This window comes from Providencia sp. SP181 (assembly GCF_050446505.1).
Classification (GTDB): domain Bacteria; phylum Pseudomonadota; class Gammaproteobacteria; order Enterobacterales; family Enterobacteriaceae; genus Providencia; species Providencia vermicola.
This window is the reverse complement of the sequence record NZ_JBBPXM010000007.1, coordinates 38,068-64,883: the sequence shown is the minus strand read 5'-3', so window position 1 is coordinate 64,883 and position 26,816 is coordinate 38,068. Positions and strand designations below refer to the sequence as shown.

Genomic DNA, 26,816 nt, shown 5'->3' with positions numbered 1-26,816 from the left:
GTTTTAGGGATGTTTTTTATGTTTTTTAAACAACACAAAATAAATATAATAACGACAACGATAATGTTCGCTTTTGGGTCATTATCTGCCCAGTTATATGCTGCTGATACTATACAATTTAATACAGCATTATTTGATTTAGAAGACAAAAAAAACATCGATATTAAGCAATTCTCACGTGCTGGCTATATTATGCCTGGCACTTACCCTCTAAAAATACAATTAAATAAAGAAACTCTGCCTGAACAACGATTTTCTTTTTATGCGCCTGAAAATGACCCTGAAGCAAGCCTTGTATGTATTACACAAGAACAAGTCCAACAATTAGGGCTAACAGCGGACTCATTGAAGAAAATTACGTGGTGGCATAATAATGAGTGTCTTGATTTACTCAGTCTACCTGGCTTTCAAGCTCAGGGAGATTTATCTGACGCAACATTATACCTAAGTATTCCTCAAGCCTATCTTGAATATAGAACCGCTAACTGGGATCCACCCTCTCTTTGGGATGAGGGGATTTCAGGAGCTATTTTAGACTACAACATTAATGCAAGAGCCAATAAACCTCATGATAACAATAGTAATTATAATGTGACGGCAAATGGTGTTGCGGGTGTTAACCTCGGTGCATGGCGCTTCAGGGGCGATTGGCAGGGACGTGCTCAACGAGAAACTGGCTCAAACAGTAAAAATGAGCATGATTTCCAATGGAGCCGACTTTATGCTTATAAAGCTTTAACTAGCATTAAAGCAAAACTGACTTTGGGTGAAGACTATTTTAATACGGATTTATTCGACAGTTTTCGATTCACTGGGATTAGCTTACGCTCAGATATCTTAATGCTTCCACCGAACTTACGTGGATATGCGCCAGAAATCACAGGTGTTGCAACCACCAATGCAACGGTCATTATTAGTCAACAAGGGCGAGTTATTTACCAAGAACAAGTTGCTGCTGGGCCTTTTCGTGTCCAAAACTTAAGCGATGCAACGACGGGTAAACTGGATGTTCGAATCGAAGAACAGGATGGTTCTGTTCAAGAATATCAAGTTGAAACGGCTAATATCCCTTATTTAACGCGCCCAGGTAGTATTCGATATAAATTAGCAATGGGTCGACCAACCGATATGGATCACCATGTTAACGGAGACACATTCGCAAGTGGTGAAATGTCATGGGGAGTCACCAATGGTTGGTCATTGCTCGCAGGCTCATTAAATAGCCAAGACTATAATGCATTCAACGTAGGTGTAGGTCGCGATCTATTAGCATTTGGTGCTTTGTCTTTCGATATTACGCATTCTATTGCAAATATTCCGAATGATAAAAAACTGACAGGTAACTCTTATCGGATAAACTATTCGAAGCGCTTTGATGACTATGATAGCCAAGTCCAATTCGCAGGTTACCGCTTCTCTGAGCGCAGTTTTATGACTGTGACTGATTTTTTAACGGCTAAAGATTCAGGCGAACGCCAAGGCAGTAATAAGGAAATGTATGTGATTTCTCTAAATAAAAATTTTAGAGAACCAAGGATCACTGCTTATTTAAATTATTCGCACCAAACCTATTGGGATAAGCCAGAAAGCAATCGCTACAATTTAATGGTAACAAAAACCTTAGATTGGGGAAGCCTGAAAAATATTAATATTTCATTATCGGCGTACCGCAATAAATATAACGAAACAAATGATGACGGTCTTTATATTTCAGCATCAATGCCTTGGGGAAATGGTGCCAATATCGGCTATTCATTACAAGCAACACGGGACGACACCGTTAACCGGGCAACTTATTATGACAAGCTGTCTGATAGAACCAATTACCAAGTCAGCGCAGGGTCAACCAATAAAGGTGGAACCGCAAGCACCTATATTACTCATTACGGCGATAATACGAAGTTAACCGCAAATGCCAGCTATATTCACAATAATTACACGTCATTTGGATTAGGGGCTCAAGGCGGATTCACTATGACGTTAAAAGGTGCGGATGCTCACCGAGTTTCAAATATTGGCGGCACTCGTTTACTCATAGACACTGACGGCGTAGCTAAAATCCCCGTATCAGACCGTGGTATCCCTATTGCATCGAATGCATTCGGTAAAGTGGTCGTGCCTGACTTAAATAGTTACTACCGCAGTAAAGTTAAAGTCGATTTAAATGCATTACCGAATAATGCCGAGGTGACTGATTCTATTGTCCAGGCCACATTAACAGAAGGCGCAATTGGCTACCGTAAATTTAATGTATTGTCTGGTGAAAAAATGATGCTTTCAATGCGTATGTCTGACGGCTCTGCGCCGCCATTTGGTGCTCAGATTACTAATTTGAAAGGAAAAGAAACAGGGATCGTCACTGATAATGGATATGCCTACGTCAGTGGTATCAATCCAAATGAAGTCATGATTATTCATTGGGGTGGCGCAGCTCAATGTGAAATTCATTTTCCTGAGAACTTAGAAACAATTAGCCAAGGATTATTCATTCCTTGTAAGCCACTATCAAATAAACGTAATGAAACAGATAATAATCTGTAACTGAGTGATTGCTATGAAAAAATTAACTAATTTATATATCAGTACTATTTTATTAAGCAGTTTAGTTAGCGGAAGCGCTTTCTCAGCAATTGCTTTAGATAGAACTCGCATTATTTTTAATGGCGATCAAAAAAGCGTTTCAATTACTATTACCAATAAAAATAACCAACTGCCTTATTTAGCCCAAGGCTGGGTAGAAAATATTCAAGGAGTGAAAGTTACCTCTCCTTTTGCAGTATTACCCCCAGTGCAAAGAGTTGAACCCGAAAAATCAAGCCAAGTTCGTGTTGAAGCGCTTCCTGAAATAAACCAGTTACCTCAAGATAGAGAAAGCGTTTATTACTTTAATTTAAGAGAGATACCACCTAAAAGTGATAAGCCGAATGTTTTACAATTAGCATTACAAAGCAAAATTAAATTATTTTACCGCCCGAAAAGTATCATGCTAAGTGAAACGGAAATGTTGAATAACCCTTGGCAGGAAAAAACACAGCTTATTAAACAAGGCGACCAATATATTATTAAAAATCCAACGCCTTTTTATATCACCATTATTGGCGCTGCGGAGCGTATTAACTCACCAGTAAATCAAAACTTTAAAGCCGTTATGGTCGCACCATTTAGCGAAGAAAATTTAGGTGTCCCAAGTTCCACCGTTGGTGCGAACCCAGTACTAACCTACATCAATGACTACGGTGGCCGTCCTAAATTGCAATTCAAATGCCAAGCCAGCACATGTCAGGTTGTTCCTGAAAATAAATAGAGAGGAAAAGATGATTAATCAAAAAAGTCTTACCTTACTTCTCGGGCTTTCTCTGATATTTCCACCGTCTGTCATATATGGGGCGTCCTCGAATGCCTTTCATGACGCCACAGGAAATTGGGATGTCGAAGGCGCCAATGGAAAAATTTTTGTTTACGGCTCCTTAACTGAGAGTGCTTGCCATTTATCGATGGACTCTGCATTTCAATCTGTTGATTTGGGGAATGTTGAAACTGCGTCATTAAAAGCAATTGGCGCACAAGGCCATAAAACCCCGATTAATATTGAATTGCTGGATTGTATCGACACACCAACCGCCCTAAGAAATGATAAATCGGGCAATGTCACATGGAGCACTTCCCAGCCAGGGATGAAAATTCGGTTTATTGCCCCTGTCATTCCGTTTCGCCCTAACATTGCCAGCGTAGAAGGTGTTACTGGATTGGGATTACAAATCACCAACCCAAAAGGAAAAGAAATCGCCTTTGGTGAGTACAGCGAACCACAACTTATTTCGTCTGGGCAAAATATTTTAACTTATTACGTAGCCCCCGTCAGAGTTGCAGAAAAATTACAGGCAGGCGCATACCGAAGCATTATTTCTTTCCAAATAACCTATGAATAAGCTAATTCAATTAGCGGATAGAGCATTGAAGGTCTTTATATGAATAACTTAAATTTCAATTTTTACAAATTTAAAAAAATAATACTCTTCATGCTATTCAGTTTGTTATTTTTTTCATTACCGAGCCATGCAAAAAATGGCCAAATCGGTGAAATTAAGATAAGAGGGCAGCTTGTCGCTGAAGCTTGCACGGTAAGGCCTGGTGATGAAAATATCATTGTAGATTTTGGTACTATCGTCAATAAGTATCTCTATATTAACCAAAAAACACCACTGGAAAATTTTAATATTCACCTAGATGACTGTGATAATAGTATCTTTAAAACAGTGACAGTTAAGTTTACTGGAACCGAAAATAGCTATTTACCAGGCCTCCTTGCATTAGATTCTGGCAGCATGGCTTCGGGTATAGGAATTGAAATTTTAGAATACAATGGTAAAAAAATTCCCATTAATAGTACGACGCCCGCATACAATCTAGAGAATGGCACAAATATATTAAGTTTTAATGCGAATGTGCAAGGGGAACCCGATGCAATAAAAAATAAAAGTATTGCATTTGGCCATTTTACTGCAACCGCTATTTTTAGTTTAATTTATGATTAAGGTATCAGTAACAATGAAGATATTAATATTACTTCTCGCAACCTTATTATTCTCCCCGACCATATTTGCATTCCAATGTAAAACAAATGGGGGCCAAGAGGTTGGCGGCGGAACACAAAGCATACAAGATGTTCCTCTTGATAATGATATTTTTGCTGTACCTAATCGAATTAATGAATTCGCGGATGTGAGCGACTTTATGACCTGCCGCAATGAAGCGCCATCCGCCTATGTCGACTACCTGAATGTCACAGGCGCTGACTTAGGCCCTGCGTTTAAAAATAATCCTGAATTAAAAGCTGGTGTTGTTGTACGCGGTGCTTATTATTTAGCACCATTTAGTGGTCAAGAAATTCCAGTTTTCCGGTTAACCACCGCTTCTGAGCCCTTGCAAATTAAGTTATATTTGCAAGTGAATGTTAAGCCTACACCTTCAGTTTTAGTCAGAAAAGGAGATTTATTGATGACGCTTGATCTCCATAAATATGCAACATTTGTAGGCAGCAACCAACATATTGACCACGCTTATTTTAAATGGAATTTCTATGCTGGAAATGATGTGGTTGTAGGAACAGGGACATGTGATATCAATGATAACCAAATCATTATTGTTGATTTTGAAACGGTTAATGCATCAGGTATTTCAACAGTGGGTAGTGCGAGCCGTTTTCAGCGTAATGTTGAGATCACATATAGCTGTGAAGATAATAACCTAACAGCACCAATAAAAATGATTTTAAGTGGTGAAACATCAACCTTTTCAGGAGATGCGCTACTCGTCAGAACAGGTGATATCGGCAGTCAAGGCCCGATCATGCCAGGATTAGGTGTAGAGATTTATCATCAAGGACAACGTGTTTCCCCAATGAATGGGCATTTCAATTCAAAAATCGAAAATGGCCATGGCAGAGATACATTAATGTTTACGTTAGTAAAGAAGCCAAATTTATCGCCAAATGAGCTCATCGAAGGCCAGTTTAACTCTGCAGCAACAATTATTATGTCTACACCATAGTGTTATAAAGAGGCTTTTACTTATTAAAAGCCTCTTTTGCATTAATTATTCACAATTCCCGACCGAGTAATATTTATCGAAAATAACTATATATTTTCGGCTTTTCTTTTTTAAGCGTACATCGTTAAACTCTTGATTAGGCAACAAATAAAAGACGTAAGGCTCCGAGTCATCATCAGCATCACAGCTGTCATGTAATAACACCCTAAAATAAGTATTACCCGTATTTTTTAGTACCCCATCATTTGAATTGAGATCGTATTTAAAGTCTGGCTTTTGTGGCCTCACAACAAAATAGGTTTCTAAGCTAACTGTTGGGTAAAATAATGGCTGCTTTTTTTTCCCATCATCATTACGCATATCCAAAGGCGTTTCGCTAATAATGATCTTATAATAGCGCTCAGTTTCATCCGCTTGCCCTCGATAAAAAATCTTAAAAAACTCCTGCTCTCCTGGTAATAAAATTTTCTTCAGCGGAGTAAAGATAATTTCACCATTGAGTATCGGCTCACCCTGTTCTTGGCCACCTGGTCTATCAATTTTATAAGCGCTAAAATTATATAAATTCGTTTTTTTCGTATCATTAACGTATGGCTTAGAAAAAAACTCTTGGCCCGAATCCATCGAAGAAATATCTGAGTTGATATATAACGCAAATGCGTTGTTGTAAAACGAAAACAACACCATCAAAAATAGGATTTTAAGCAAAGAGAAGCGTTTCATAATAAAAATCCGCTATTAAATTGAAGGAAGAATTGGTACCAATAAAAAAGCTACTTGCGTCTTTACAAGTAGCCACAAAATAGCCATTAAAGTTATTGAATATCAGGTCCCGTCCAAATCGCCTTAACGGTAATCGTCCCACTTGCTGAAACTGTCCCTAACCAATCAATACCGTCTAATGTGAAAAACGAATTAGCGTCATTCATTGGGAATGATAAGTCTAAATCAGTACGATAAAAAGAACCGAGATCTTCATTTGGCCGGTCCCAGGGGGTTTCCGCCCATAATGCGTTTTTCAATGAAATTTCATTATTATCACAACTAGCGCGGTATGACTCCTTCACCCCACTGCCATTTTTAAATGAAAGGTAGGCAGAAAAAGGGACATTAAACTTGTTATCACTTGAAGTAAATAAACAGTACGACTGACCTTTTAATGTTGTTTGGGGCCCCTCAACTTTTGCCGTAATAGAGTCTGCCTGTCTTGGGCCACTGGTCGTCACAATATAATTAAATTCTATCGGCGGCTCTTCGCTACCGACCTTACCCGTTTTCGATTGATTTGGATTAAAGTCTGCAGGAATAATGCTAATTCCATAATCTCTCGGTTTAATTATTAAGTAGTTTGAGGGCGTAAATTCATAAAAACCAGACTGTGGCAGTGGAGATTGAAAACCAAATGTATAAACACTGTCTGCCAATGTCACGGTTGAATTTGGCGAGGCATCAACAATCGATTTTAAATACGCATTGGAAAGAAAGACTTCAATATTCTGTGAGCCATTATTAAAAATTTCAGACATATTTGTTGTTGAAGACCAATTTGTCCAACGTGTACTGTTAGTTCCTTTATATTTAATAGATGCCGCAGCTGGCGCCCTCGCTAAACCTAACTTTGCACTATCAATATACATACGGACAGTAAATGAGCCACTAATTGATGAACCTTTAGTTTCTAACTCCACTAATTTACAAATCACACCAGAAGCATTTGCCACAATACCTGTGGAACAAAAATTAGAACCCAGCCCAATGGTTGGATTCCCATTGCTGTCCACAAACACCTCTTGCAAGGCGCCAGTGCCTTTCAAAATAATGTTCCCTTTTTTATTGGTTGGAATGTAGTGTTGCTGTGTACTTGTTCGCCCCCCGCTGGTCATACACGTTGTATTACTTAAATTATAATCATCACGACTTGTACATGTTCTTAAATCAAACGTGTATTCGGTTCCTGGCGGGATTTCCGCTAACCAACGATAAAATGCTTCCGAGAAAATAGGCCTTGAATAACCCGATTCACCCGGGGTACCTATTTGCTGTATTTTATATGCGCCATTATCCCGTAATTGCTGAGCAGGCCAATAAGAGGTTGCAGGGCAATTTCGGTTGTTCGTCATACAACGGTTTCCAATAAAGGGTTGGTTAACAGGGGAATTTTCTAACCAAATATCGCCTATATTATACGTTGAGCTAAATGGTGTACCTGTATATCCCATATAGCCTAAACTTAATTGACTATTACGCTGATATTTTGTGAAAACATTGGAACCCGAAAAACGCGGATCAACCCTATTTGCCACAATAAAAAATTCATTATCAACTTGGTTTTCAACAATGACATATTCTTGCAGGGGTGCGGTTGCTGCAAAAGAATTCGGCGTTAAAACAGCGAATGAAAAAAAGAGTGCTGTTATCGATAATAATCGCATATTAAATTAGCCTTTAAAGAGATAATTAACGTTTAGCAAATGCTTCTTGAGGCTCACAAGTCACCTCGCCAACCCACAATGCACCGCGTGCACCTTGCAGGTTTAAGTCTGCTTCACAAATAGTCTGTTGGTCGTCCTGTAATAACGATATCACTGGGTATCGAACATCAACGTCCATGGAAAACTCACCATTTTGGTCGGTTTTTGTTCGACCGATATGGTTTCGAATGGAAGCATATTTTATATATTCGCCATTAGGCGATTTCAGACGACCAAATACGGTCACTAGTTGCCTAACTTCAGGTTGATAAAGGGCAATATTTCCTGGATATAATGTAACGGACTTGTTTCGACCAGAGACAATATCAAAACTGTCTTTTGATTTGCCGTCATTCATTAATTGGATGTCATAATCAGAATAAGGAGACAATGGAATAAACGTATTTTTTCCACTAATTGGGTAGTTTTGGCCATTCACTTTCGCGACCATACTGCCACTACCTTTAATATCTGAATTAATAATCACGCCAGATTTACCTTGCTGCCCGCTAGGCGTGATCATTCCGTCACTATAGGCTACTGAGCCGCGCGAAGTTAAGTTACCATTGAGCCGGTTATTATCAGGCCTATTAATCGTCACAGTCCCTGAATTATATTTTGTGTCGTAAGACGCATAGCCCAACGTTGAAAAATCAGACTCGCCATTATCTTTATCACGAACTAATTTTGAAACTGAAACACCTGCATTGGTAATCACGGAATTTTCAAAATTCTTATTCGCATAAATATTGGCTTTTACGTTACCGTTTGTCGAAGAAACGCCAGTACTAAGCCATGTAGAGAGCGGCAAAGAGAAATCAAGATTCACGTATTTTTCGTTGGTACTGTTTTGATTATCATAATGATAACGCTGAACACCCGCTCTTAATCCTACCGTGCCATAACGACCCGAGAATAATGTGTTCGCGTACTCATAGTTGATTGAATCACTGCCGACACGGCGGTCTTTGGTGTTACTAATAGTAAACGAGCCTGTTCTATCAATGATTTTGTCAAAGTTAATCGTGCCGCCGTAAGAATAGCTATCCGCATCATAAAGCGGTAAATCGCCCGTCACGACGGTCTTTTCTTTAGATGCCCATAAAGAACCGTACCCTTCGGGGATATTGACCGAAACCGTCGCAATATTACGGTGACTGCCATGATTTTCTAACATGCCCTGCCAAGCAACTGAAATATAGTTATTTAAAGTGGCATTAACGCTGGTTTCTTGTACAACAAACTTATCAAACCCATAGTTGGACATTTGGAAACGAATACCCGATAACACTGGGAAGTTATAAGCAAAAGAAACACCCGCTAAATAACTTTTTTCAGGGGTCTGACTAGGTGAGCCTTCACCTCTCACATAATGGCGCTTATCAAAATCAATATATCCACCGTAAATTTCCCAATTTAGCTTGTCGTAATTTCCCGTTATCGCACCGAAGGATTTATTAATTGTTTGGTGCTGTGTGGTGACAACTTTCCCATCAACAACCGTTTCGATAGTGACTTCGTAAATACCATAAGGCAATACGCTCGTATCAACCTCAAAATTACCCATCGGGAAATTTTGAATGTTCAATAATTTACCTTGACGGTAAATACGCACTTCCCCAGGACTATTTAAAAAAGCATAAATGGGTGTTAATGACTGTTGTTTATTCACCACCATACTGGATGAATTATTCCCGATGGAAGCGGCATAAATTTTACTGCTACTAAGGGCGGTTAAACTGGCAATCGATTGTAAATTCCATGTGCTCATTAAACCGAGCGCAAAGCGAAATCCATTAAAATCACGTTCATACATTGCACGGTAAAGTTCAACGTTCGAATTCGATTTTCCAATACTGTACGCTGAGGCGTTCACATTAAAATGGTGCTCTGCGGCAGCAAATAAGGTATCTAAATTAAAATAGCTACTTGATGAATCTTTCGCGTCTTTGACTCGGCTCTGAAATACACCTAAATCATAATTGGCGACGGCTGAAAATGAATTAACTGAAGAATTTCCTAAGACAGATTGTCTCGCATGCTCTTTTGCTGCAAATGCGGCTTTATCAACATCTAATGATAGGTTGAATGAAGATATGTTTAATTGAAGAACGGCATTGTTATCAATAACAATCCCATTATTTTCATTAAAAATAGCATTTTGCTTACTTTCAAGCTTATCAACTAATAAATTATTGAGTTTCGCACCCTGATCATTCTCAATGAGATGAAGACTTGATAATTTAATTTTATCCTGATCAATGACAATAACTGCATCCGCAATTTTGCTTTCACTCTGGCTTTTTTTAGCCTCATCATTCAGACGTAAAAAAACAGGCACAGACATTCCTTCCTCCAATGCACTCACAAATGCAGGAGGAATAATATATCCGCCAATCTTAATACTTTTCATTTCATCAGCATTAATCGAATTCGAAAAGATAATGCTCAATATTGATAAAGCAATAGCACTCTTACGCATGATTTAAGTCCATTCTTCATTATTTGACAACAATGAACTCTCCTTTGTGCCAAATACCTACGCTAGATTTTTTATTTGAGAGATCGACAAATTGCAATTTAACGGCTAAATGTGGCATAAGGTAATATCGCTCACGGCAAACACCATCCACTGCATATTTTTGTTTTTCTGCTAAACACGGTCCTGAAGCCACAACACGAAAAGAACTATTACCTGTATTCGCAACTTGGGAATTAATATATTGGTAATTAAAATTTTCAATTCTTGGTGCGACAACTAAAATCGTGCTAATTGTTGCCGATGTCGTTGCTGATGCTGATTTTGAACTTTGTGTAACACCACTTTCACCAATAGGGTCATCTTTCCAATTCAATCTGTAATAGCGTTCTTTATCGTCCTTTGGCCCCTGATAAATAATTTTAAACACATCTTTTGCTTTACCTGGCAGAATTAAATTAGCTGGTGTTGACAATATTTCATTAGGATCATTGACAGGAATAACCTTTCCATTTTCAAGTGGAGAGTCAATTTTTTCGATTGTTAGATTTACCAATCTTGCTGTATCAACTGTATTTTCAACTTCTTTCGCTATCGTGTCTTCATCAGAAGATATTATCTCAGTAATATTCCCCACATTAACAGCGAAGCTATTTTTTAATGGGAGCCATGATAATAAAATTAATGCTAATGTTATTTTTTTCATAATCATAAATTTCTAAGAAAGGAATAACGATAAAGATATTATTTCCCTATAGTATCTTTATCGTAGTATTCAATTATCCAATAAAGGGATAATTAAGGAGCTGGAGTAAAAGTACCGTCCCAAGTCGCGGTAAATTGAACTTTTACATCACCATCCCATGTACCATCGGTCAGTGCTTTAAAGTCTGTTGCTGCACCAGCCGCTTCTGCGCTTGCAATAACAAAGGTGAATTCACCGCGGTCTGTTGCACGCTCAGAACCGTTATAGATACCATCAGCAGCTAAGTTATCTAAACCAGAAGTTAAGCCTTTTGATGTATCAATTAATATAGTATCAGAATCCTTAGTTAAATCTTCGCCATTCCATTTAACACCAACCGTTAATTTGGAATCATCAGTTGTTCTTGCTAATGTGTTCGCAATAATTTTTGATGCTAATTTAAAGTCTGTAGCGCCTGCTTGCCCTTGAATTGCAATATCGAACGCACCATTTTGTTGGTTAAAGCTTTTTTGGCCTTCAGCATAATTAAACGTTAAACTTTTTAATGGAGTAACAACTAACATACTTGTTGTATCTTTAATTGCTGTTGCTTGCCAAGTCGCAGTCGCTTGAGCAGTACGTGTATCGGCATTAGCAACGGTTGCAAAAGAAGCAGCAATAACTGTTGATAGCAAAACAGATGTCATTTTTTTAGTTAACATACTAATCTCTCTTTTATATTAATAAAAATCAATAACAAAACGAAATTGTTTCATCTCTGTATATTGATGTGGTTTGAATTAAAAAAGAATTTTAAATTCCTTTTATATTACTTAGTAGGATTTGAATCATTTCTTTATTTGAAATTGTACTTTTTCTTTTTTCCTCAGAGAAAGAATCAATATAATAAATCATTTCAATCCAACGCTTATCTAAAACAACTAGCATTTCATCTAATTTTTCTAGTGATAATGAACTACATCCAGTTTCATAACGAGATATTTGTTGTTGGCTGACATTAATTAGTCTTGCCAACTGTTTTCCTGTCATATTTTTTTCTTTACGTGTTTTTCGCAAATACATACCAACTTGAGAACTAATTAAATTAGACTTCATTTTTAGCCTCTAATATTAATAGAGAATTTCTCTTTCATTTGTTAGCCCGCTAATTTTTTTCATTGAGTGTTATAATAAATACATAAAAAAAAGAGTAAATAGCCTTTCCCCTATTAAACCGAGCACTTTAAATAGGCATCTCCTATCAATAGTTTTTTTTTAAATACTATTAAGCTTCAAAAAACAGCACCACCAGTTTAATTAGTTAAAAATACACCTTATACTATTGAAAATGATATTTTTTATAATTTAATACTCTAAATATGAGTTTTTTTTTTAGTCTTTTTAACAAATGTATATTTTATTAAAAATAAAAAAAATTAAACATCAAAAGTTACATTCCATTACAATTCTGAGGAGTTAACGATATGAAAAATAGGTGAAAAACCAGTTAAATTAGTATGGGGGCATGATAAAAGCATGCATTTATAATATTTTATTCTCGCCCCTCCCTAATAACAACTTTAATTTGTGAGATGTTATAGCTTTGCTACTCTAACTAAAATCATGATACGTTTTTAGTGTTATTAGAAGTAAATAATTCTAGATTGGTTAAATGGCAGGGTTTCTATATACTAAACAGTTTAATAGTGTAAGGTAACAAAAATTGTATCAATGCCCGCTTATATCACTATTACGTGTGTAAAGTCACTAAATTAGACAATAATAAAAATGACACTTAAATTGGCTTAGAGAATGTTCTAATTATCGTTCAGATATGTATTTTTATGGCGTAACAGCGGTACAGGTTGGTATCACAGCGATCTCCTGTAACAATCTTTAAAAATGTAACGTTACGATCCGTCTATTAACTGGTCATTTATGCGTTTGTCTTGGCGTACATGCATCACACCTACAATAAGAAAAGTTCAGTCAATGCTATTTACAATTATATCGAGAAAATATAAACGTCTTCGTATGACATTTCACTATTTACGCTCTATTGGTTATGTTCTATCCGAATTCTTGATGTGCCATTTTTACTCTGTAGTGCTCACCGTAAAATGGATGTATCTTTTTAGCGATTCCATATGCCAAACTACTCAAGATGTATTAGTGCCAGTTTAAGTATGTAAGTGAGTTTGTAACCATACTAGCGGCTGAATCTACTGACCCAAGGGCTGGTATTGTCCTGAGACCAAAGCTTCATCAAAATTTCACGAAATTTATCGGCTGCAGGACTCAAGGTATAGCCCTTTCTAAACACTAATCCCAGTGTTCTTCTGATCACTGGCTCTATAAGTGGTCGACTAACCAGTATATGGTGCTCATCTGTAGGCATTGCCAGACTTGGTACAACAGCAACACCAAGCCCAGCTTCAACCATCCCGAGTGATGTGGACAGGTGTCTTACTTCGTAAAACCAGTTTGGTTTCCAGTTAAATCCTTCTAAAGCCTGATCAATTAGATATCGATTACCACTCGATTTTCGGACTCCAATAAGTTTGAGTCCGGCAAGATCTTCCCACATCACGAGATTTTTTTTGGCAAGCTCATGGTCGCGTTTACAGGCAAGAACGAAAGGCTCATTAACCAGAGGTGTGAACTCTATATTAGAATGTGTGATGTTAATCATATTTATTCCAAAATCTGCATCCCCATTAAGTACCGCCTCAAGGCAGTCGCTAGCACTATGCTCAAGTATTCGGATACGTATATTCGGGTAATGTTCGTTATAATCACGAATAACGGAAGGTAAAAAATAGAAGGCTGCTGTAGGTAAACAAGATAAAGTCACTGTCCCAGTTTGATGTGTTGCCATTTCTTTAATACTGAGTATCGAGCTTTCATAAAAATCGATGAGATTTTTTGCATGAGGTAGAAAATCTCTCCCTACAGCAGTCAATTTTATTCGTCTTGTTGAGCGTTCAAATAATGCTGTACCTAAACTATCCTCAAGCTTTTTTATTCGTCTCGTCAATGCGGGCTGAGAGATGTGTAAAAATTGAGATGCTCTTGTAAAACACCCAATTTCCGCAACTTTTACAAAAGATTGGATACCCTGTAATTCATGCTGCATTTTTCAAACCTCAGGCTTATAGAGAAATTAAACCATAGTAACTGAAGGCTTATTAATGTGTAAAATGCATTAATCTCTTGTTTCTTTGCATTAGAGTTATTTATCCGCATATGGGACGCTTGGCGTATCATTTAATATGTAGGAAGAGAAAAAGTATGTTCAGCATACCCTGTGTTCTGATGCGCGGTGGCACTTCTAAAGGGCCAGTTATACTATTGAGTGATTTACCAGATGATATTCAGGAACGAGATGCTGTTTTGCTCGCTTTGATGGGCTCAGGTCATGATCTTGAAATTGATGGTATCGGTGGTGGCAGCCCGCAAACCAGTAAAGTAGCAATTGTGAGTCTTTCAGATAGTCCTGATGCTGATATTGATTATCTTTTTGCTCAGGTTATGGTGAAAGAGCGAAGGGTCGATACAACTCCAAATTGTGGAAATATGTTATGTGCAGTTGGTCCATTTGCTATTGAAAAGGGGCTAATTGCTCCGAAAAATCCAGTTACGACAGTGCGTATTCGGAATCTCAATACTGGAACATTAGTTAATGTTGAAGTTCAGACCCCTGATTTCAAAGTAACTTATGAAGGGGATACCCAAATTGATGGTGTACCAGGGGCTGCTGCTCCAATTGGTTTGACGTTCCTAAATTCCGCAGGTTGCAAAACGGGTAAATTACTTCCCACAGGTAATGCAACAGATGTATTTGATGACATTGAGGTCACATGTATTGATATGGCAATGCCAATGATTTTAATCGATGCACATCAAATGGGGAAAACCGGTAGTGAGTCTCCAACTGAACTGGATTCTGATTTGATGTTTATGAAACGTCTTGAAAAGATCCGCCTAGAAGCTGGCGTAGCAATGGGGTTTGGCGATGTAACTGATAAAGTCATTCCAAAGCCTGTTCTTCTGAGCAAACCAACAGAGGACGGTACGATTAAAGTTCGCTATTTCATGCCACACAATTGCCATAAGTCATTGGCAATTACAGGTTCTATAGGTATTTCAACAGCGACAATAATTGAAGGCTCCATTGCTCAAAAAATCATTGGTGGTCAGTCTCAAGATAGGCTAAACAGTATAGTAAATATTGAACATCCAAGTGGGAAAATTACCGTTTCTTTATTAAAGGATGGGGATCGAATAGAAAATACTCAGGCTGCCGTGATCAGAACTGCTCGTAAATTATTCGAAGGTAATGTCTGTGTTCCAAAAGGCATCTTTGAGGAAGCTATTTAAATATGAGCTAAACTTTGAAAATCTGATTTAATCAATATCTTTAGTATGAATAGTAGATTGAAGCACAGTTAGAGAATTTTTCATTGTTTAGCACTGATGTAAAGACAGAGTATGAGTCCAATTTCTTTTAGATATGTGCGTATCCGACCTAAATAATCTGTAAGGATAAGTATAATGGCTAAATACTTTTTATTAGTTAGTCTCATTATATCTGTTATTACAATGTCAGGTTGTAATGATAAAACTTCTGTTGAGTGGTATGTCAATCATCATGATGACCTAGTTACTAAATATACGGAATGCTTATTAACTGATGCTTGGCATGATATTGTTTGCAAGAATGTCAGAAGAGCAAAGAATATTGAGATAAACGAACCAGATATTCAAGAAGGATTAAAGGTAGCGAAACAGAAATTATTTGAACTCAGAGAATAGGTCAGTCTAGCGACTTATATATCCAAACATTTTACTTTGTATTACTAAACTCTTTTTATCACTTATTCTATTATGAAGTCATCGCTGTAAAAATACCAATTATGAGTCGTGGCTGGTATTTTTCACTAGTTATTAGAAGAACCGACAATTACCAAAAAAGCCTTAAAAGATACAATGAAGAGAATGCGTATATAGGAACTATTTGTAGTGGCTGAATGTATGCTATATCGGCCAATATGTGATGAATCTGGTAAAAACTATTGTTATGACAAATGATTTATTTAATTTTTGAGAAATCAAGTTATAGATTTCGTATATGCTGCGCGAAAGTTTACTCACAAGGCAGGAGACAAATTTAAAGTCTAGCAATAGCTGCGATTTTTATTAAATTGAATTAAGGAAAGATAAGTAATAATCTATATTTTTTCTCTGACATTTCCATTTTTTTAAGCTTTTCATTAACTTTTCTTTGCAAAAATTGTTCTGAATCTTTATATAATTGAACTTGCATCTCCTCGGCATCAATAAATTTGCTATTACAATAAAGAATAGCTAACAGAAGTTAGCTATTCTTTAGATACAAACAATTAGATAATACTATAGTGGTATTAGAATAAATATCTGACACCAAATACAATTTCTTGAGATTTAAGGTGTGCTTTCATTTGTTCGTCTTGTAATCCACGAGCATTAGCAAATAAGTTCATTCCGCTTTCAATTTTACCTAGATCGACATAGCGATAACCTAAGTCAAAATTAAGTCTTTCAATAGGCTCGTAACTAACACCTGCGCCAAGAGAATACGCCAAATTTGTATCAGTATTGCTAGCATATTGACGAGAAATATTTCCTTGCCATCCCGATGATTTTACTTTTGCAATACCAATACCGATGGTTCCATAAACAGTAATCCCCTGATAAATTTGATAATCACGATAAGCATTTAGCATTAATCGTTGGGACTCTGTTTTGTGATGATTAAAGCTCGTGGAAAACGCTGTTGACCCACTTGTATATTCTGCTTTTTTATTAAAGGTATACTCAGCTTCAGTGCGCCAACCATTACCAAATTGATAGCCTGCAGCTAAAGAACCATTATAAAAATCATCCTTGTCGTCGCTAGATACAAATTGACCAATACCCGGCCTGCTACTTGTATCCATACTGTCTGCTTTTTGCCAAGCTTTAGAGAGTCGAGCAGCACCATAGTAACCTTCATTACTAGTTGAAGCTAAAGCGCTTCCAATTGAACTAGCGAGTACAGTTGCTACTATTAATATTTGTAATTTCATAACATTATAGTTCCTTTTGTTTATTATATTCAATCGCAATTATTGCAGATTGTTAATATTAGTAAACTATATTTGCTTGATAGACTTATTCAATTTATTTCAACAAAATGAAATGGGCATCATCTTGATTGCTGTTTTTTGCATAAACTTGACTTATTATTCTAATAATGAATATTTTGTATTTAGTGGCATTAATCAATTGAAAGCCGCGCAATGCGAGTCTTTTTGATTGCTTCAACACTTCATCTTTACTAATATTATTCACCTAAATGAAATAAATGTCTGATGTTTATGTTTAATGAGAGATGAGTAAATCATTATCAGTATTACTGGCTATCTCGATTATAGTTGTATCGAGCAGTAATTTATCAGTAGAAAGGAATCTAACTAAGGAAGAAGAGGCCAAAGTAACTAAGGACAACAAGTTTCATTCACCATTGAGAATGGAATGAAAGGTCCTGCTGCTGGCAACGTGGGGGCGCTTTAAAGACATTATAAAAGTCTATATTATTTTAAATGCCCTTGCTGTAGCGACTCCCAATATAGAACTTCACAGTTTGGTATATCGGTCAGCTATCCACATGGTGCAAAATCTATTTTTTTGCAAAAGTGTGATGAAAACACAGGCATGTTAGTAGCCAATTAGGTTATTACTTAAAACCTCACAATGTGGGGTTCTGTCATATTTGGAGCTAATTGAACATATTTGTTCTGTATAGTGTATTATGATAGGGTTCGCATATGCCTCATTGCAATAATAGCAGATCTTGCACCCGCTAGATTTTATCTAAAAAATAGATACGGTATCCAAACGAAGTTATTTCGCTTTCATATCTATCTGGTACCCTACACCAAAATACTCTTGTTTAGCTGTAAATGTTCGGAGTTCTCAACCCAGCATTTAAAATTCTAAAGCAGTAAATTAGGTAAGGGTTGGTATATCTGTTTGACAGCATGATTAGCAACATATTCAGGGAGAATAATTGGGGACAAGCTAAAAGAAGGGAGCTGCTTTATCATCCTGTTATTCAATCCTAAAGGGTGCTCTTTTCCTTTAAGAGAGAATGTCGGTATGAAATGCCAATCAGTTAAAAAAATAGACTAGCAGCTTTAAATATTGATTAATGGTATTACTAAGTGCTCTACAAGGCGGACTATACGTTATGCTTCTATTATGATTTCCTTTTGTGTCGGTTAAAGTAAAATACCACCTCTAAAAGAGGTGGCTTTAAATTGGGCCCCCTATAAAGGAGCTATATTCTTTATTAATCCTCCAACAATTCCATTTGTTGGTCGAGCTCTGGATCAACTTTATCCTGATGCCTTACATAACGCCTAATGATGGCTTCATTAACCCCCACCGTATCAGCAAAATATCCCCTATCCCCAAAGTTTCTTACGTATATGTGGAAATCGATTATATAACCTTATCGCACTACGTCCTTTCAGGACTCCCATTAGTGTTGATATTGATAGTTTCGGTGGGATCATTACAACTAAATGAACATGGTCTGGCTGAACATTTAGCTCCAATACTTCACAGTCTTTCATATTGCAGAGAATATAAATTGTTCTATAAAGCTCTTTTCCTACTTTATCTTTCAATATCTTATAACGATATTTAGGTGTCTAAACTAGATGATATTTGCAACACCAATACACATGTGATGAACTTCTGTATACACCCATGTTATTTCCTCTTTATTTTTGTAGGTAATAGATTGTTTTTTAACATATTTTTCGTTCAGGCAGGCTATAACCTCAAAGGATCAATCACCACCACCTTAGGAGGTGGTTTGAGGCTGACAATGAAAAAAGCCCCTGTCCATCAGGACAGAGGCTCTTGCTTTTTGTAGGATAAGTGCTAAAAAATAAAATTCTCGATAAACATTCAAGTATTCATAATCATTATTTTAGTCGTAACTTATTCCAGAATAACATTATTTTTCCTTTCCAAAGAATCCATATAGTCCGCATACCACTGCATCATTTCCCTACGTCCATCCATATACTGAGCATGGTTATACGTACCACGGATCGCATTCTTATCGATATGTGCAAGTTGTGTCTCAATCCATGCTGAATTAAATCCTTTCTCATGCAATATCGTACTCATTGCATGGCGGAAGCCATGTCCTGTTAGCCTTCCCTTATATCCCAACAGCTCAATAACCTGGTTTACGCTTTCCTTACTGATTGGCTTTCTATGGTCGTTACGGCCTATAAACACAAGCTCATAATGCCCTGACAGTGGTTTGAGTGAACTAAATAGCTCGATCACCTGTTTCGATAATGGCACAAAATGTGGTCGCTTCATTTTCATCACTTCTGCTGGAATTTCCCAAATCCCTTTTTCTAAATCAATATTCTGCCAACGAGCAAAGCGGAGTTCTTGTGTTCTAACAGCCGTTAGCAAAATAATTTTAGTGGCAGTTTTAGTGATTATGCTGCCAGTATAACCAGCTAGATCTTTTAGGAAATAAGGCAACTCTTCAGTTGTTAAGAATGGGAAATGCTGTTTCTTCGGTGGAGTTAGAGCAGAAGCTAAATCAGGGGCTGGGTTATATTCCGCCCGACCGGTAATAATTGCATAGCGAAAGACCTCACCGCAGCGTTGACGGACTTTACGCATCTTCTCTAAGGCTCCGCGTTGCTCCATCTTACGCAAAGTTTCAAGTAGCTCTAAGGGCTTAATCTCTGCTATCGGACGCTTACCAATATAAGGAAAGATGTCCTTTTCAAAGGTATCAATAATTTCATCACGATAACGTAATGACCAGCGATCCGCTTTAGAGGTGTGCCATTCACGAGCTACTGCTTCAAAGGTACTTTCAGAAGCTAAGTGCTTTTCTAATCGCGCTAATTGCTTTTGTTCACTTGGATCTTTATTTTGAGCTAACAATTTTTTCGCATCATCACGTTCATTTCTTGCTTCCGCTAATGTCACTTGTGGGTAAACACCAATGGAAAGCATTTTTTCTTTGCCTGCAAAGCGATACTTCATTCTCCAATATTTAGAACCATTGCGATTAACGATCAGATATAACCCACCTGAATCAGAAAGTTTGTAGGGCTTATCTAGCGGCTTTGCCGTTTTAATTTTTATATCACTCAGAGCCATAACAAAACCTCCGTAAGCCCTATCTGTTACAAAGAAAATAAGAATTTGGGGGTGCAAGATATACCATACCTAAATGCACCCCCGATTAACACCCCCAATTGGAGGTTGATGTGGAGTAACCTCAGTTGAACTGAGTTGACTATGAATTGATGTTATATATTGAATTTAAAAGGTTTAATTGACTTAAGTGGAGGTGTATTGAACTTGAATGGCGGAAGATCACAGGAGTCGAACCTGCCCGGGACTGCTGGCAGCCCCAACTGGATTTGAAATCCAGCCGCCTCACCGGAGACGACGATCTTCCTCTATAGATTGGAAAGTGATTATAGACTGAATTCATTATTTTCCAAAGCATTGAAACTACAACTATCCTCTTTATTGATAAAAGCCAACAAAAACCCCATTTATTGATAAGCACAGATAAGAAAAAACGTTATCTTGATATTGAGGTTTCCATATCCGCCCCCATATACTTTCTTATATTCATAATGGTGTGCTGGTTTTATCACCCAATAACATGAATTGTTTGGAGATAAGCTCGCCATTTAACTTTTATTGTCAACACTGTAAGCCTTGGCCTACGAGCACAAGCCTGCAATCACAGGATGTTTTTATGACAAATTCATTATTAGCCGATTCTGCATTACCCCGTTTTTCTAGCATTGAACCTGCTCACGTTTTTCCTGCTGTCAAACATGTGCTCACCGAGTACCGCCAAACAGTTGAAAACCTCCTGAATGCAACCACCCACTATACATGGGATAACCTGTGTCAGCCGTTAGAAGAAGCGAGTGATAAGCTGTCTCGCGTTTGGTCACCAGTGAGCCATCTGCATTCCGTGAAAAATAGCCCTGAACTGCGCGAAGCTTACGAGCAATGTTTACCACTATTGTCTGAATTCAGTACGTGGATGGGCCAGCATGAGCCCTTATACCAAGCGTATAAATCCTTAAAAGAAAGTGCTGAGTTTAATTCACTTAGCCAATCACAACGTAAATCTATCGAAAACACCTTACGTGATTTCGAATTATCAGGTATCGGCTTACCTGCTGAAAAACAGCAACGTTACGGTGAAATTGTTGCACGTTTGTCGGAGATCGCATCTAAATTCGGCAATAATGTGCTTGATGCCACCATGGGGTGGACTAAACTCATTAAAGATGAAAAAGAATTAGCGGGTATGCCAGAAAGCGCCATTGCCGCCGCAAAAGCCATGGCGGAAGCCAAAGGCGAAGAAGGCTACCTCTTAACTCTCGACATGCCAAGCTACCTGCCTGTCATGACCTACGCGGATAACGCAGAACTGCGCCGTGAAATGAGCCATGCATACAGTACTCGCGCCTCAGACCAAGGACCAAATGCGGGCAAATGGGATAATAGCGAGCTTATCGATGAGTTAATGGCGTTACGCCACGAGCTTGCCCAACTGCTTGGCTTCAAAAATTACGCAGATAAATCCCTAGCAACAAAAATGGCAGAATCACCAGAGCAAGTTTTAGGCTTCCTCAATGACTTAGCCGATCGCGCCCACCAGCAAGGTAAAGACGAACTGGCTGAGCTCACCGCTTTTGCTAAAGAACATTATGGTATTGAGTCTTTAGAATCGTGGGATCTAGCGTATTACAGCGAGAAACAAAAACAGCATAAATTCTCATTAAGTGATGAGCAATTACGCCCTTATTTCCCTGAACAACGCGTTCTAAATGGTTTGTTCGAAGTTGTTCACCGAATCTATGGTTTAACCGCCAAAGAACGTAATGACGTCGAAACATGGCATAAAGATGTGCGTTTCTTCGAACTGTATGATGATACTAATACCCTGCGTGGTAGCTTCTACCTTGACCTCTATGCACGTGAACACAAACGTGGCGGAGCTTGGATGGACGATTGTGTTGGCCGTATGGTGCATAAAGATGGTTCACTGCAAAACCCAGTGGCTTACCTGACATGTAACTTTAACCAGCCATTAGGCGATAAACCCGCTCTCTTCACCCATGATGAAGTCATCACCCTGTTCCATGAATTTGGTCACGGCTTGCACCATATGTTGACGCAAATCGATGTCGCTGATGTTGCAGGGATCAATGGTGTGCCTTGGGATGCCGTCGAATTACCAAGTCAATTTATGGAAAACTGGTGTTGGGAGCCTGAAGCGCTGGAATTTATATCTGGCCACTATGAAACTGGCGAACCATTACCAGCCGAAATGTTAAGTAGCATGTTAGCCGCGAAAAATTACCAATCCGCAATGTTTGTCCTGCGCCAATTAGAGTTTGGTCTGTTTGATTTCACCTTACACGCAGAGTATGACCCTGCAAAAGGTGCGCAAGTCATGCCGACGCTATATGCGATTAAAGATAAAGTCGCGGTGGTACCTTCACCGAAATGGGCTCGCTTCCCACATGCCTTTAGCCATATTTTTGCAGGCGGTTACGCAGCAGGTTACTACAGCTATTTATGGGCTGATGTACTCGCAGCAGATGCATACTCACGCTTTAGTGAAGAAGGCATTTTTAACCGCCAAACAGGCCAATCGTTCCTCGACAATATTTTAAGTCGTGGCGGCTCTGAAGAGCCAATGGCGTTGTTTGAGCGTTTCCGTGGCCGTAAACCAGAACTTGATGCGATGTTGAAGAGCTACGGTATTCATGGCTAATCACATTAAGATCCAGTTGATCTGTGAAGAGGGTGCCGATCAAGGCACCCTTTCTCAACTTTCTGAAAAATGGCAGCTTTCCCATACACCAGATGCCACTATGGCACTGGTGCTTACCCCCGAAAATTTGCAGCTCCGCAAACTTGATGAACCCAAACTCGGTGGTATTTTTGTCGATTTTGTTTCGGGAGCAATGGCTCATCGCCGAAAATTTGGCGGTGGACGTGGTGAAGCAGTCGCAAAAGCGGTTGGGATTAAAAAAGAGTATTTGCCTGATGTAATTGATGCCACCGCAGGGTTAGGCCGAGACGCCTTTGTGCTCGCCGCTCTTGGTTGTCACGTTCGAATGTTAGAGCGCCACCCTGTGGTTGCGGCATTGCTGGACGATGGCTTACAACGTGGTTATCAAGATGCCGAAATCGGCCCGTGGCTACAAGAACGTATGTCCTTGATCCACACATCAAGTATAACCGCATTGAGTGAAATCACTCCTGCACCAGATGTTATCTATCTTGACCCGATGTATCCACATCGGCAAAAAAGTGCGTTAGTTAAGAAAGAGATGCGGGTATTTCAGTCGTTGGTGGGAGCAGATGATGATGCAGATGCATTATTAGCGCCTGCAATTGCCTTGGCAAAACGCCGTGTAGTGGTCAAACGCCCTGACTATGCAGAGCCCCTTGCGGGACAAAAAGCACCGTCAGCGGTTACAACAAAAAGCCATCGATTCGATATCTATCCGTGCATTAAAAATAACGATTAAACGTAACGGCGAAGGGCGTATGTACAGGTGAATTATCAGTATGATACAACCGCCCTTTCGCGTACGTTTTTTTGTCAGAGGATTACAACACACCCTGCCCAAGCATTGCATCAGCGACTTTTACAAAGCCCGCGATGTTCGCACCTTGAACATAGTTGGTTTGTTTTCCTTCACCGCCAAACTCAACACAGTGGTGATGGATATCCAACATGATGTGGTGTAAGCGCGCATCGACCTTCTCTGCTTTCCAGCCAAGACGAGCCGCATTCTGCGCCATTTCCAAACCTGATGTTGCCACACCGCCTGCGTTAGCAGCTTTACCTGGAGCAAACAACACGCCAGCTTCAAGGAACAGCTCTGTTGCAGGGATCGTCGTTGGCATGTTTGCGCCTTCTGCGACCGCTTTAACGCCATTTTTGATTAACACTTTCGCTGCTTCAACATCCAGCTCATTTTGTGTTGCACATGGCAATGCGATATCAACAGGGACATTCCATGGTTGCTGACCCGCTAAGTAAGTTAAACCAAACTCTTTCGCGTATTCTTCAACACGACCATAATTGTTTTTGATTTCTTCTAAGCGTGCGAGTTTTTCTGCAGTGAAGCCAGCCTCATCAACTACCGTACCGCTAGAATCCGATGCAGTAACCACTTTCGCACCCAGTTCCATACATTTTTCAATGGTGTACTGTGCCACGTTACCTGAACCAGAGACCGCAACTCGCATACCATCAAAGCTTAAACCATGGCGCTGTAACATTGCATTAGTGAAGTACACTAAACCGTAACCCGTTGCTTCAGGGCGAATTAAGCTACCACCAAAAGACAAGCCTTTCCCCGTAAATACACAAGAGGTGTCGTTAGACAGCTTTTTCATCATACCCGTCATAAAGCCAACTTCACGCGCACCCACACCAATATCGCCTGCAGGTACGTCAGTGTTTGAACCAATGTGGCGATACAGTTCCGTCATCAATGCTTGGCAGAAACGCATGACTTCACCCGTGCTTTTTCCTTTCGGATCAAAGTCTGAACCGCCTTTACCACCGCCCATTGGTAAGGTAGTTAGTGCGTTTTTCAGTGTTTGTTCGAAGCCTAAGAATTTCAGAATGGATAAATTAACAGATGGGTGGAAACGCATACCGCCTTTGTATGGACCGATGGCTGAGCTAAATTGCACACGCCATGCGCGGTTAACTTGGACCTTGCCTTGGTCATCCATCCAACATACGCGAAATTGGATAACCCTTTCAGGTTCAACAAAGCGCTCAAGCAGTGCTTGGTCACGGTACTTTGCATTTTGCTCAAGGAAAGGCCAAAGGGAAGTGAATACTTCACGCACAGCTTGTAAAAACTCTGGCTGTGAAGGGTCTCTTTTTTGGACAGACTCCAAGAATGAAGATAGTGATTGTGTCATCTATGTCTTCCTTTTTAACATGTGGTTGTTGTGATGTGCCTCACTCTTTCTTGTCATTATTTTTAGGAAATGTGAGGTTGATTTGTGTTTTGCCTATTGAATATATCATTAGTTTGTATTCTAAATTCAAGGTTTTTTTTCACTATAATGCAAAAAAAATTGCTTGACCTGCCAATATCTACCCTAAATGTCATATTTTGACACAAAAAAAACGCCTGCATAAGCAAGCGTTTTTAGTGAATAATATTTCAAACAAGAGAGAATAGATTACTCTTCATCGTCATTTAACGGAACAATCAACATATCCACATGAACTGTATTGATTAACTGACGTGCGGATGACATCAGTTTGCTCCAAAAGTCTTGGTGATGACCACAGACCACTAAGTCCATGTCGTATTTTTTAATGGCATCAACCAGTACTTGACCAAGATCGCCGCTACCACTCAGCGTTTCTTGAATATCATAACCCGCACCTGCAGATAAATCTTTCAGCGCATTACGCGTCTCATCAGTGATACGCTGCTGCATATCACCCAAATTGACATCAATAAGTCCGGTGTACAGGTCTGAATAGTTAACATCAACATGGATCATGGATACTTTGGCACCGTAAGGTTTTGCCATAGAGACAGCCTTATCCAGTAATACTTTACTTTCAGGTGATAAATCTACCGCAACAAGAATATGTTTGTAAGCCATAAGTAAACTCCTTCCGAATGCTGATTAATCCAGTGGTTATGCCTTCACCACATCTTAATAATACTATACCTGCTAACTGTGATAATTAAGTGTTGCACTGATCACATCTAAGCAGATTAACCTTAAAACCATAAGTGTATATAACATTTTATAAAACAATAACATCATTCCTTCAATATTAATATATTCACCTAAGTAATTCGAGTTATGGCTACACTTCCACAGACAAGAAACAACATAATTTCACACTAAAGTGTGATATCCAATGATAAGCAGCAATGAAGTATTTTTTTCAATATAAACAAAAAGTAATCAAAAATTTGCAGGGGTTGCACTTTTTTTAAACAATAATTTATCCTACAATGAAATGACTGAGTATAAATAAAATATCTTGCTGTATTTCCTTTTTGACAAGTGCTGTGAGCTGGGTTTCTAAGGAGGGGATTATGTTCAGTATGATTGCTTTATTTTGGGCACTCTGCATTTTATGCATCTTGAATATGATGCGTTATTTTTCGTCCATTCGTGTTTTATTATCTATTTTGCGGGATTCCGATCCGTTACTCTACCAATCCGTTGATGGGAATGGTTTTTTCACCACCCATGGTCAACTGAACAAACAACTTCGGCTTGTCCGATATATCAATAGCAAACAGTATCTTGAGCACTATGACCCTGAAGTCATTGCGCGTTGTGAACGAATCCGTAAACAATTTATGACAATAAGCCGGCTCAGTATTCTTGTTGTCGTGAGCTTAGTTTATCTTTTAATGACGGGTTAACCCGCTTTCTTGACGTAAAAAAATAGTGATGACCTTACGATCATCACTATTTTGTATTCTTATATCACTGTGTTCATGTCACT

Annotated in this window: 21 protein-coding genes, 1 tRNA gene and 3 pseudogenes; 12 read left to right on the top strand and 13 right to left on the bottom strand. The window is 38.7% G+C overall.

The window, feature by feature from the left end; genetic code table 11:
* Window positions 1-9: 9 nt before the first annotated feature.
* Genes AABS66_RS13245 through AABS66_RS13225 form a run of 5 tightly spaced genes read left to right on the top strand, consistent with a single transcriptional unit; the run spans window position 10 to window position 5,550 of the window.
* On the top strand, window positions 10-2,541 hold the full coding sequence (locus AABS66_RS13245; protein WP_206085159.1) for an outer membrane usher protein: 2,532 nt from the start codon (window positions 10-12) through the stop codon (window positions 2,539-2,541).
* Window positions 2,542-2,554: 13 nt separating this feature from the next.
* Entirely contained in the window at window positions 2,555-3,304 is a 750-nt protein-coding gene (locus tag AABS66_RS13240; protein ID WP_206085160.1) for a fimbria/pilus periplasmic chaperone, read from the top strand.
* 10 nt (window positions 3,305-3,314) lie between these two features.
* Window positions 3,315-3,929 carry a fimbrial protein gene (locus AABS66_RS13235; protein ID WP_206085161.1) on the top strand — a complete coding sequence of 205 codons (615 nt, stop codon included), beginning with the start codon at window positions 3,315-3,317 and terminating at the stop codon, window positions 3,927-3,929.
* A gap of 39 nt (window positions 3,930-3,968) precedes the next feature.
* Window positions 3,969-4,535, top strand: a complete 567-nt coding sequence (locus tag AABS66_RS13230; protein ID WP_206085162.1) for a fimbrial protein — start codon at window positions 3,969-3,971, stop codon at window positions 4,533-4,535.
* Window positions 4,536-4,548: 13 nt separating this feature from the next.
* The gene (locus AABS66_RS13225; RefSeq protein WP_241016866.1) at window positions 4,549-5,550 is read left to right on the top strand and encodes a fimbrial protein; all 1,002 of its coding nucleotides are present in this window, start codon (window positions 4,549-4,551) and stop codon (window positions 5,548-5,550) included.
* A gap of 45 nt (window positions 5,551-5,595) precedes the next feature.
* Here AABS66_RS13225 and AABS66_RS13220 read toward each other — a convergent pair whose 3' ends face one another.
* The 7 genes from AABS66_RS13220 to AABS66_RS13190 all read right to left on the bottom strand — a co-directional run bounded on the left by AABS66_RS13220 (window position 5,596) and on the right by AABS66_RS13190 (window position 14,321).
* Window positions 5,596-6,273 carry a fimbrial protein gene (locus AABS66_RS13220; protein WP_272574459.1) on the bottom strand — a complete coding sequence of 226 codons (678 nt, stop codon included), beginning with the start codon at window positions 6,271-6,273 and terminating at the stop codon, window positions 5,596-5,598.
* Between the two features lie 92 nt (window positions 6,274-6,365).
* The gene (locus tag AABS66_RS13215; protein WP_430225012.1) at window positions 6,366-7,982 is read right to left on the bottom strand and encodes a fimbrial protein; all 1,617 of its coding nucleotides are present in this window, start codon (window positions 7,980-7,982) and stop codon (window positions 6,366-6,368) included.
* Between the two features lie 25 nt (window positions 7,983-8,007).
* On the bottom strand, window positions 8,008-10,503 hold the full coding sequence (locus tag AABS66_RS13210) for a TcfC E-set like domain-containing protein (protein ID WP_349415829.1): 2,496 nt from the start codon (window positions 10,501-10,503) through the stop codon (window positions 8,008-8,010).
* 19 nt (window positions 10,504-10,522) lie between these two features.
* Window positions 10,523-11,206: a hypothetical protein gene (locus tag AABS66_RS13205; RefSeq protein ID WP_371007354.1), complete on the bottom strand. Its 684-nt coding sequence runs from the start codon at window positions 11,204-11,206 to the stop codon at window positions 10,523-10,525.
* A 92-nt stretch (window positions 11,207-11,298) separates the two neighbouring features.
* The gene (gene ecpA, locus AABS66_RS13200) at window positions 11,299-11,907 is read right to left on the bottom strand and encodes a common pilus major fimbrillin subunit EcpA (RefSeq protein ID WP_371007355.1); all 609 of its coding nucleotides are present in this window, start codon (window positions 11,905-11,907) and stop codon (window positions 11,299-11,301) included.
* 91 nt (window positions 11,908-11,998) lie between these two features.
* Complete coding sequence (locus AABS66_RS13195; RefSeq protein ID WP_353244438.1) at window positions 11,999-12,301, bottom strand: helix-turn-helix domain-containing protein; 303 nt, start codon at window positions 12,299-12,301, stop codon at window positions 11,999-12,001.
* A gap of 1,093 nt (window positions 12,302-13,394) precedes the next feature.
* Complete coding sequence (locus AABS66_RS13190; RefSeq protein ID WP_353244439.1) at window positions 13,395-14,321, bottom strand: LysR family transcriptional regulator; 927 nt, start codon at window positions 14,319-14,321, stop codon at window positions 13,395-13,397.
* A 155-nt stretch (window positions 14,322-14,476) separates the two neighbouring features.
* Here AABS66_RS13190 and AABS66_RS13185 point away from each other — a divergent pair, with 155 nt between their 5' ends.
* Window positions 14,477-15,565 carry a 4-oxalomesaconate tautomerase gene (locus AABS66_RS13185; protein ID WP_353244440.1) on the top strand — a complete coding sequence of 363 codons (1,089 nt, stop codon included), beginning with the start codon at window positions 14,477-14,479 and terminating at the stop codon, window positions 15,563-15,565.
* Window positions 15,566-15,739: 174 nt separating this feature from the next.
* Window positions 15,740-16,000 (top strand): EexN family lipoprotein, encoded by a 261-nt coding sequence (locus AABS66_RS13180; protein ID WP_353244441.1) that lies wholly within the window; start codon window positions 15,740-15,742, stop codon window positions 15,998-16,000.
* Window positions 16,001-16,608: 608 nt separating this feature from the next.
* On the opposite strand, the gene AABS66_RS13175 is transcribed toward AABS66_RS13180, so the two are convergent.
* Window positions 16,609-17,292, bottom strand: coding sequence for an outer membrane protein (locus tag AABS66_RS13175; protein WP_353244442.1), 684 nt, complete (start codon window positions 17,290-17,292; stop codon window positions 16,609-16,611).
* Between the two features lie 415 nt (window positions 17,293-17,707).
* Here AABS66_RS13175 and AABS66_RS13170 point away from each other — a divergent pair.
* Window positions 17,708-17,779: pseudogene (locus AABS66_RS13170) on the top strand (cold-shock protein); the annotation flags it as partial.
* Between the two features lie 66 nt (window positions 17,780-17,845).
* Window positions 17,846-17,938, top strand: a pseudogene (locus AABS66_RS13165) (hypothetical protein); the annotation flags it as partial.
* Between the two features lie 619 nt (window positions 17,939-18,557).
* Here AABS66_RS13165 and tnpA read toward each other — a convergent pair.
* The 3 genes and pseudogenes from tnpA to AABS66_RS13150 all read right to left on the bottom strand — a co-directional run bounded on the left by tnpA (window position 18,558) and on the right by AABS66_RS13150 (window position 20,717).
* A pseudogene (gene tnpA / locus AABS66_RS13160) lies at window positions 18,558-18,981 on the bottom strand (IS200/IS605 family transposase).
* Between the two features lie 235 nt (window positions 18,982-19,216).
* The gene (locus tag AABS66_RS13155; RefSeq protein WP_353244443.1) at window positions 19,217-20,413 is read right to left on the bottom strand and encodes a tyrosine-type recombinase/integrase; all 1,197 of its coding nucleotides are present in this window, start codon (window positions 20,411-20,413) and stop codon (window positions 19,217-19,219) included.
* 209 nt (window positions 20,414-20,622) lie between these two features.
* A tRNA-Sec gene (locus tag AABS66_RS13150) sits at window positions 20,623-20,717 on the bottom strand.
* Window positions 20,718-21,026: 309 nt separating this feature from the next.
* On the opposite strand from AABS66_RS13150, the gene prlC reads away from it, so the two are divergent.
* Both prlC and rsmJ read left to right on the top strand, forming a co-directional pair.
* Window positions 21,027-23,069, top strand: a complete 2,043-nt coding sequence (gene prlC / locus AABS66_RS13145; RefSeq protein WP_272538857.1) for an oligopeptidase A — start codon at window positions 21,027-21,029, stop codon at window positions 23,067-23,069.
* Window positions 23,062-23,832: a 16S rRNA (guanine(1516)-N(2))-methyltransferase RsmJ gene (gene rsmJ / locus AABS66_RS13140; RefSeq protein ID WP_206085190.1), complete on the top strand. Its 771-nt coding sequence runs from the start codon at window positions 23,062-23,064 to the stop codon at window positions 23,830-23,832. The genes prlC and rsmJ overlap by 8 nt, the downstream gene beginning before the upstream one ends.
* A gap of 82 nt (window positions 23,833-23,914) precedes the next feature.
* Here rsmJ and gdhA read toward each other — a convergent pair whose 3' ends face one another.
* Both gdhA and uspA read right to left on the bottom strand, forming a co-directional pair.
* A complete protein-coding gene (gene gdhA / locus AABS66_RS13135; protein WP_430225011.1) occupies window positions 23,915-25,249 on the bottom strand; it encodes an NADP-specific glutamate dehydrogenase in 1,335 nt (444 codons plus the stop codon).
* A gap of 267 nt (window positions 25,250-25,516) precedes the next feature.
* A complete protein-coding gene (gene uspA / locus AABS66_RS13130; protein ID WP_206085192.1) occupies window positions 25,517-25,951 on the bottom strand; it encodes a universal stress protein UspA in 435 nt (144 codons plus the stop codon).
* A 446-nt stretch (window positions 25,952-26,397) separates the two neighbouring features.
* Here uspA and uspB point away from each other — a divergent pair, with 446 nt between their 5' ends.
* Window positions 26,398-26,733 carry a universal stress protein UspB gene (gene uspB, locus AABS66_RS13125; protein WP_206085193.1) on the top strand — a complete coding sequence of 112 codons (336 nt, stop codon included), beginning with the start codon at window positions 26,398-26,400 and terminating at the stop codon, window positions 26,731-26,733.
* The last annotated feature ends 83 nt before the right edge of the window (window positions 26,734-26,816 follow it).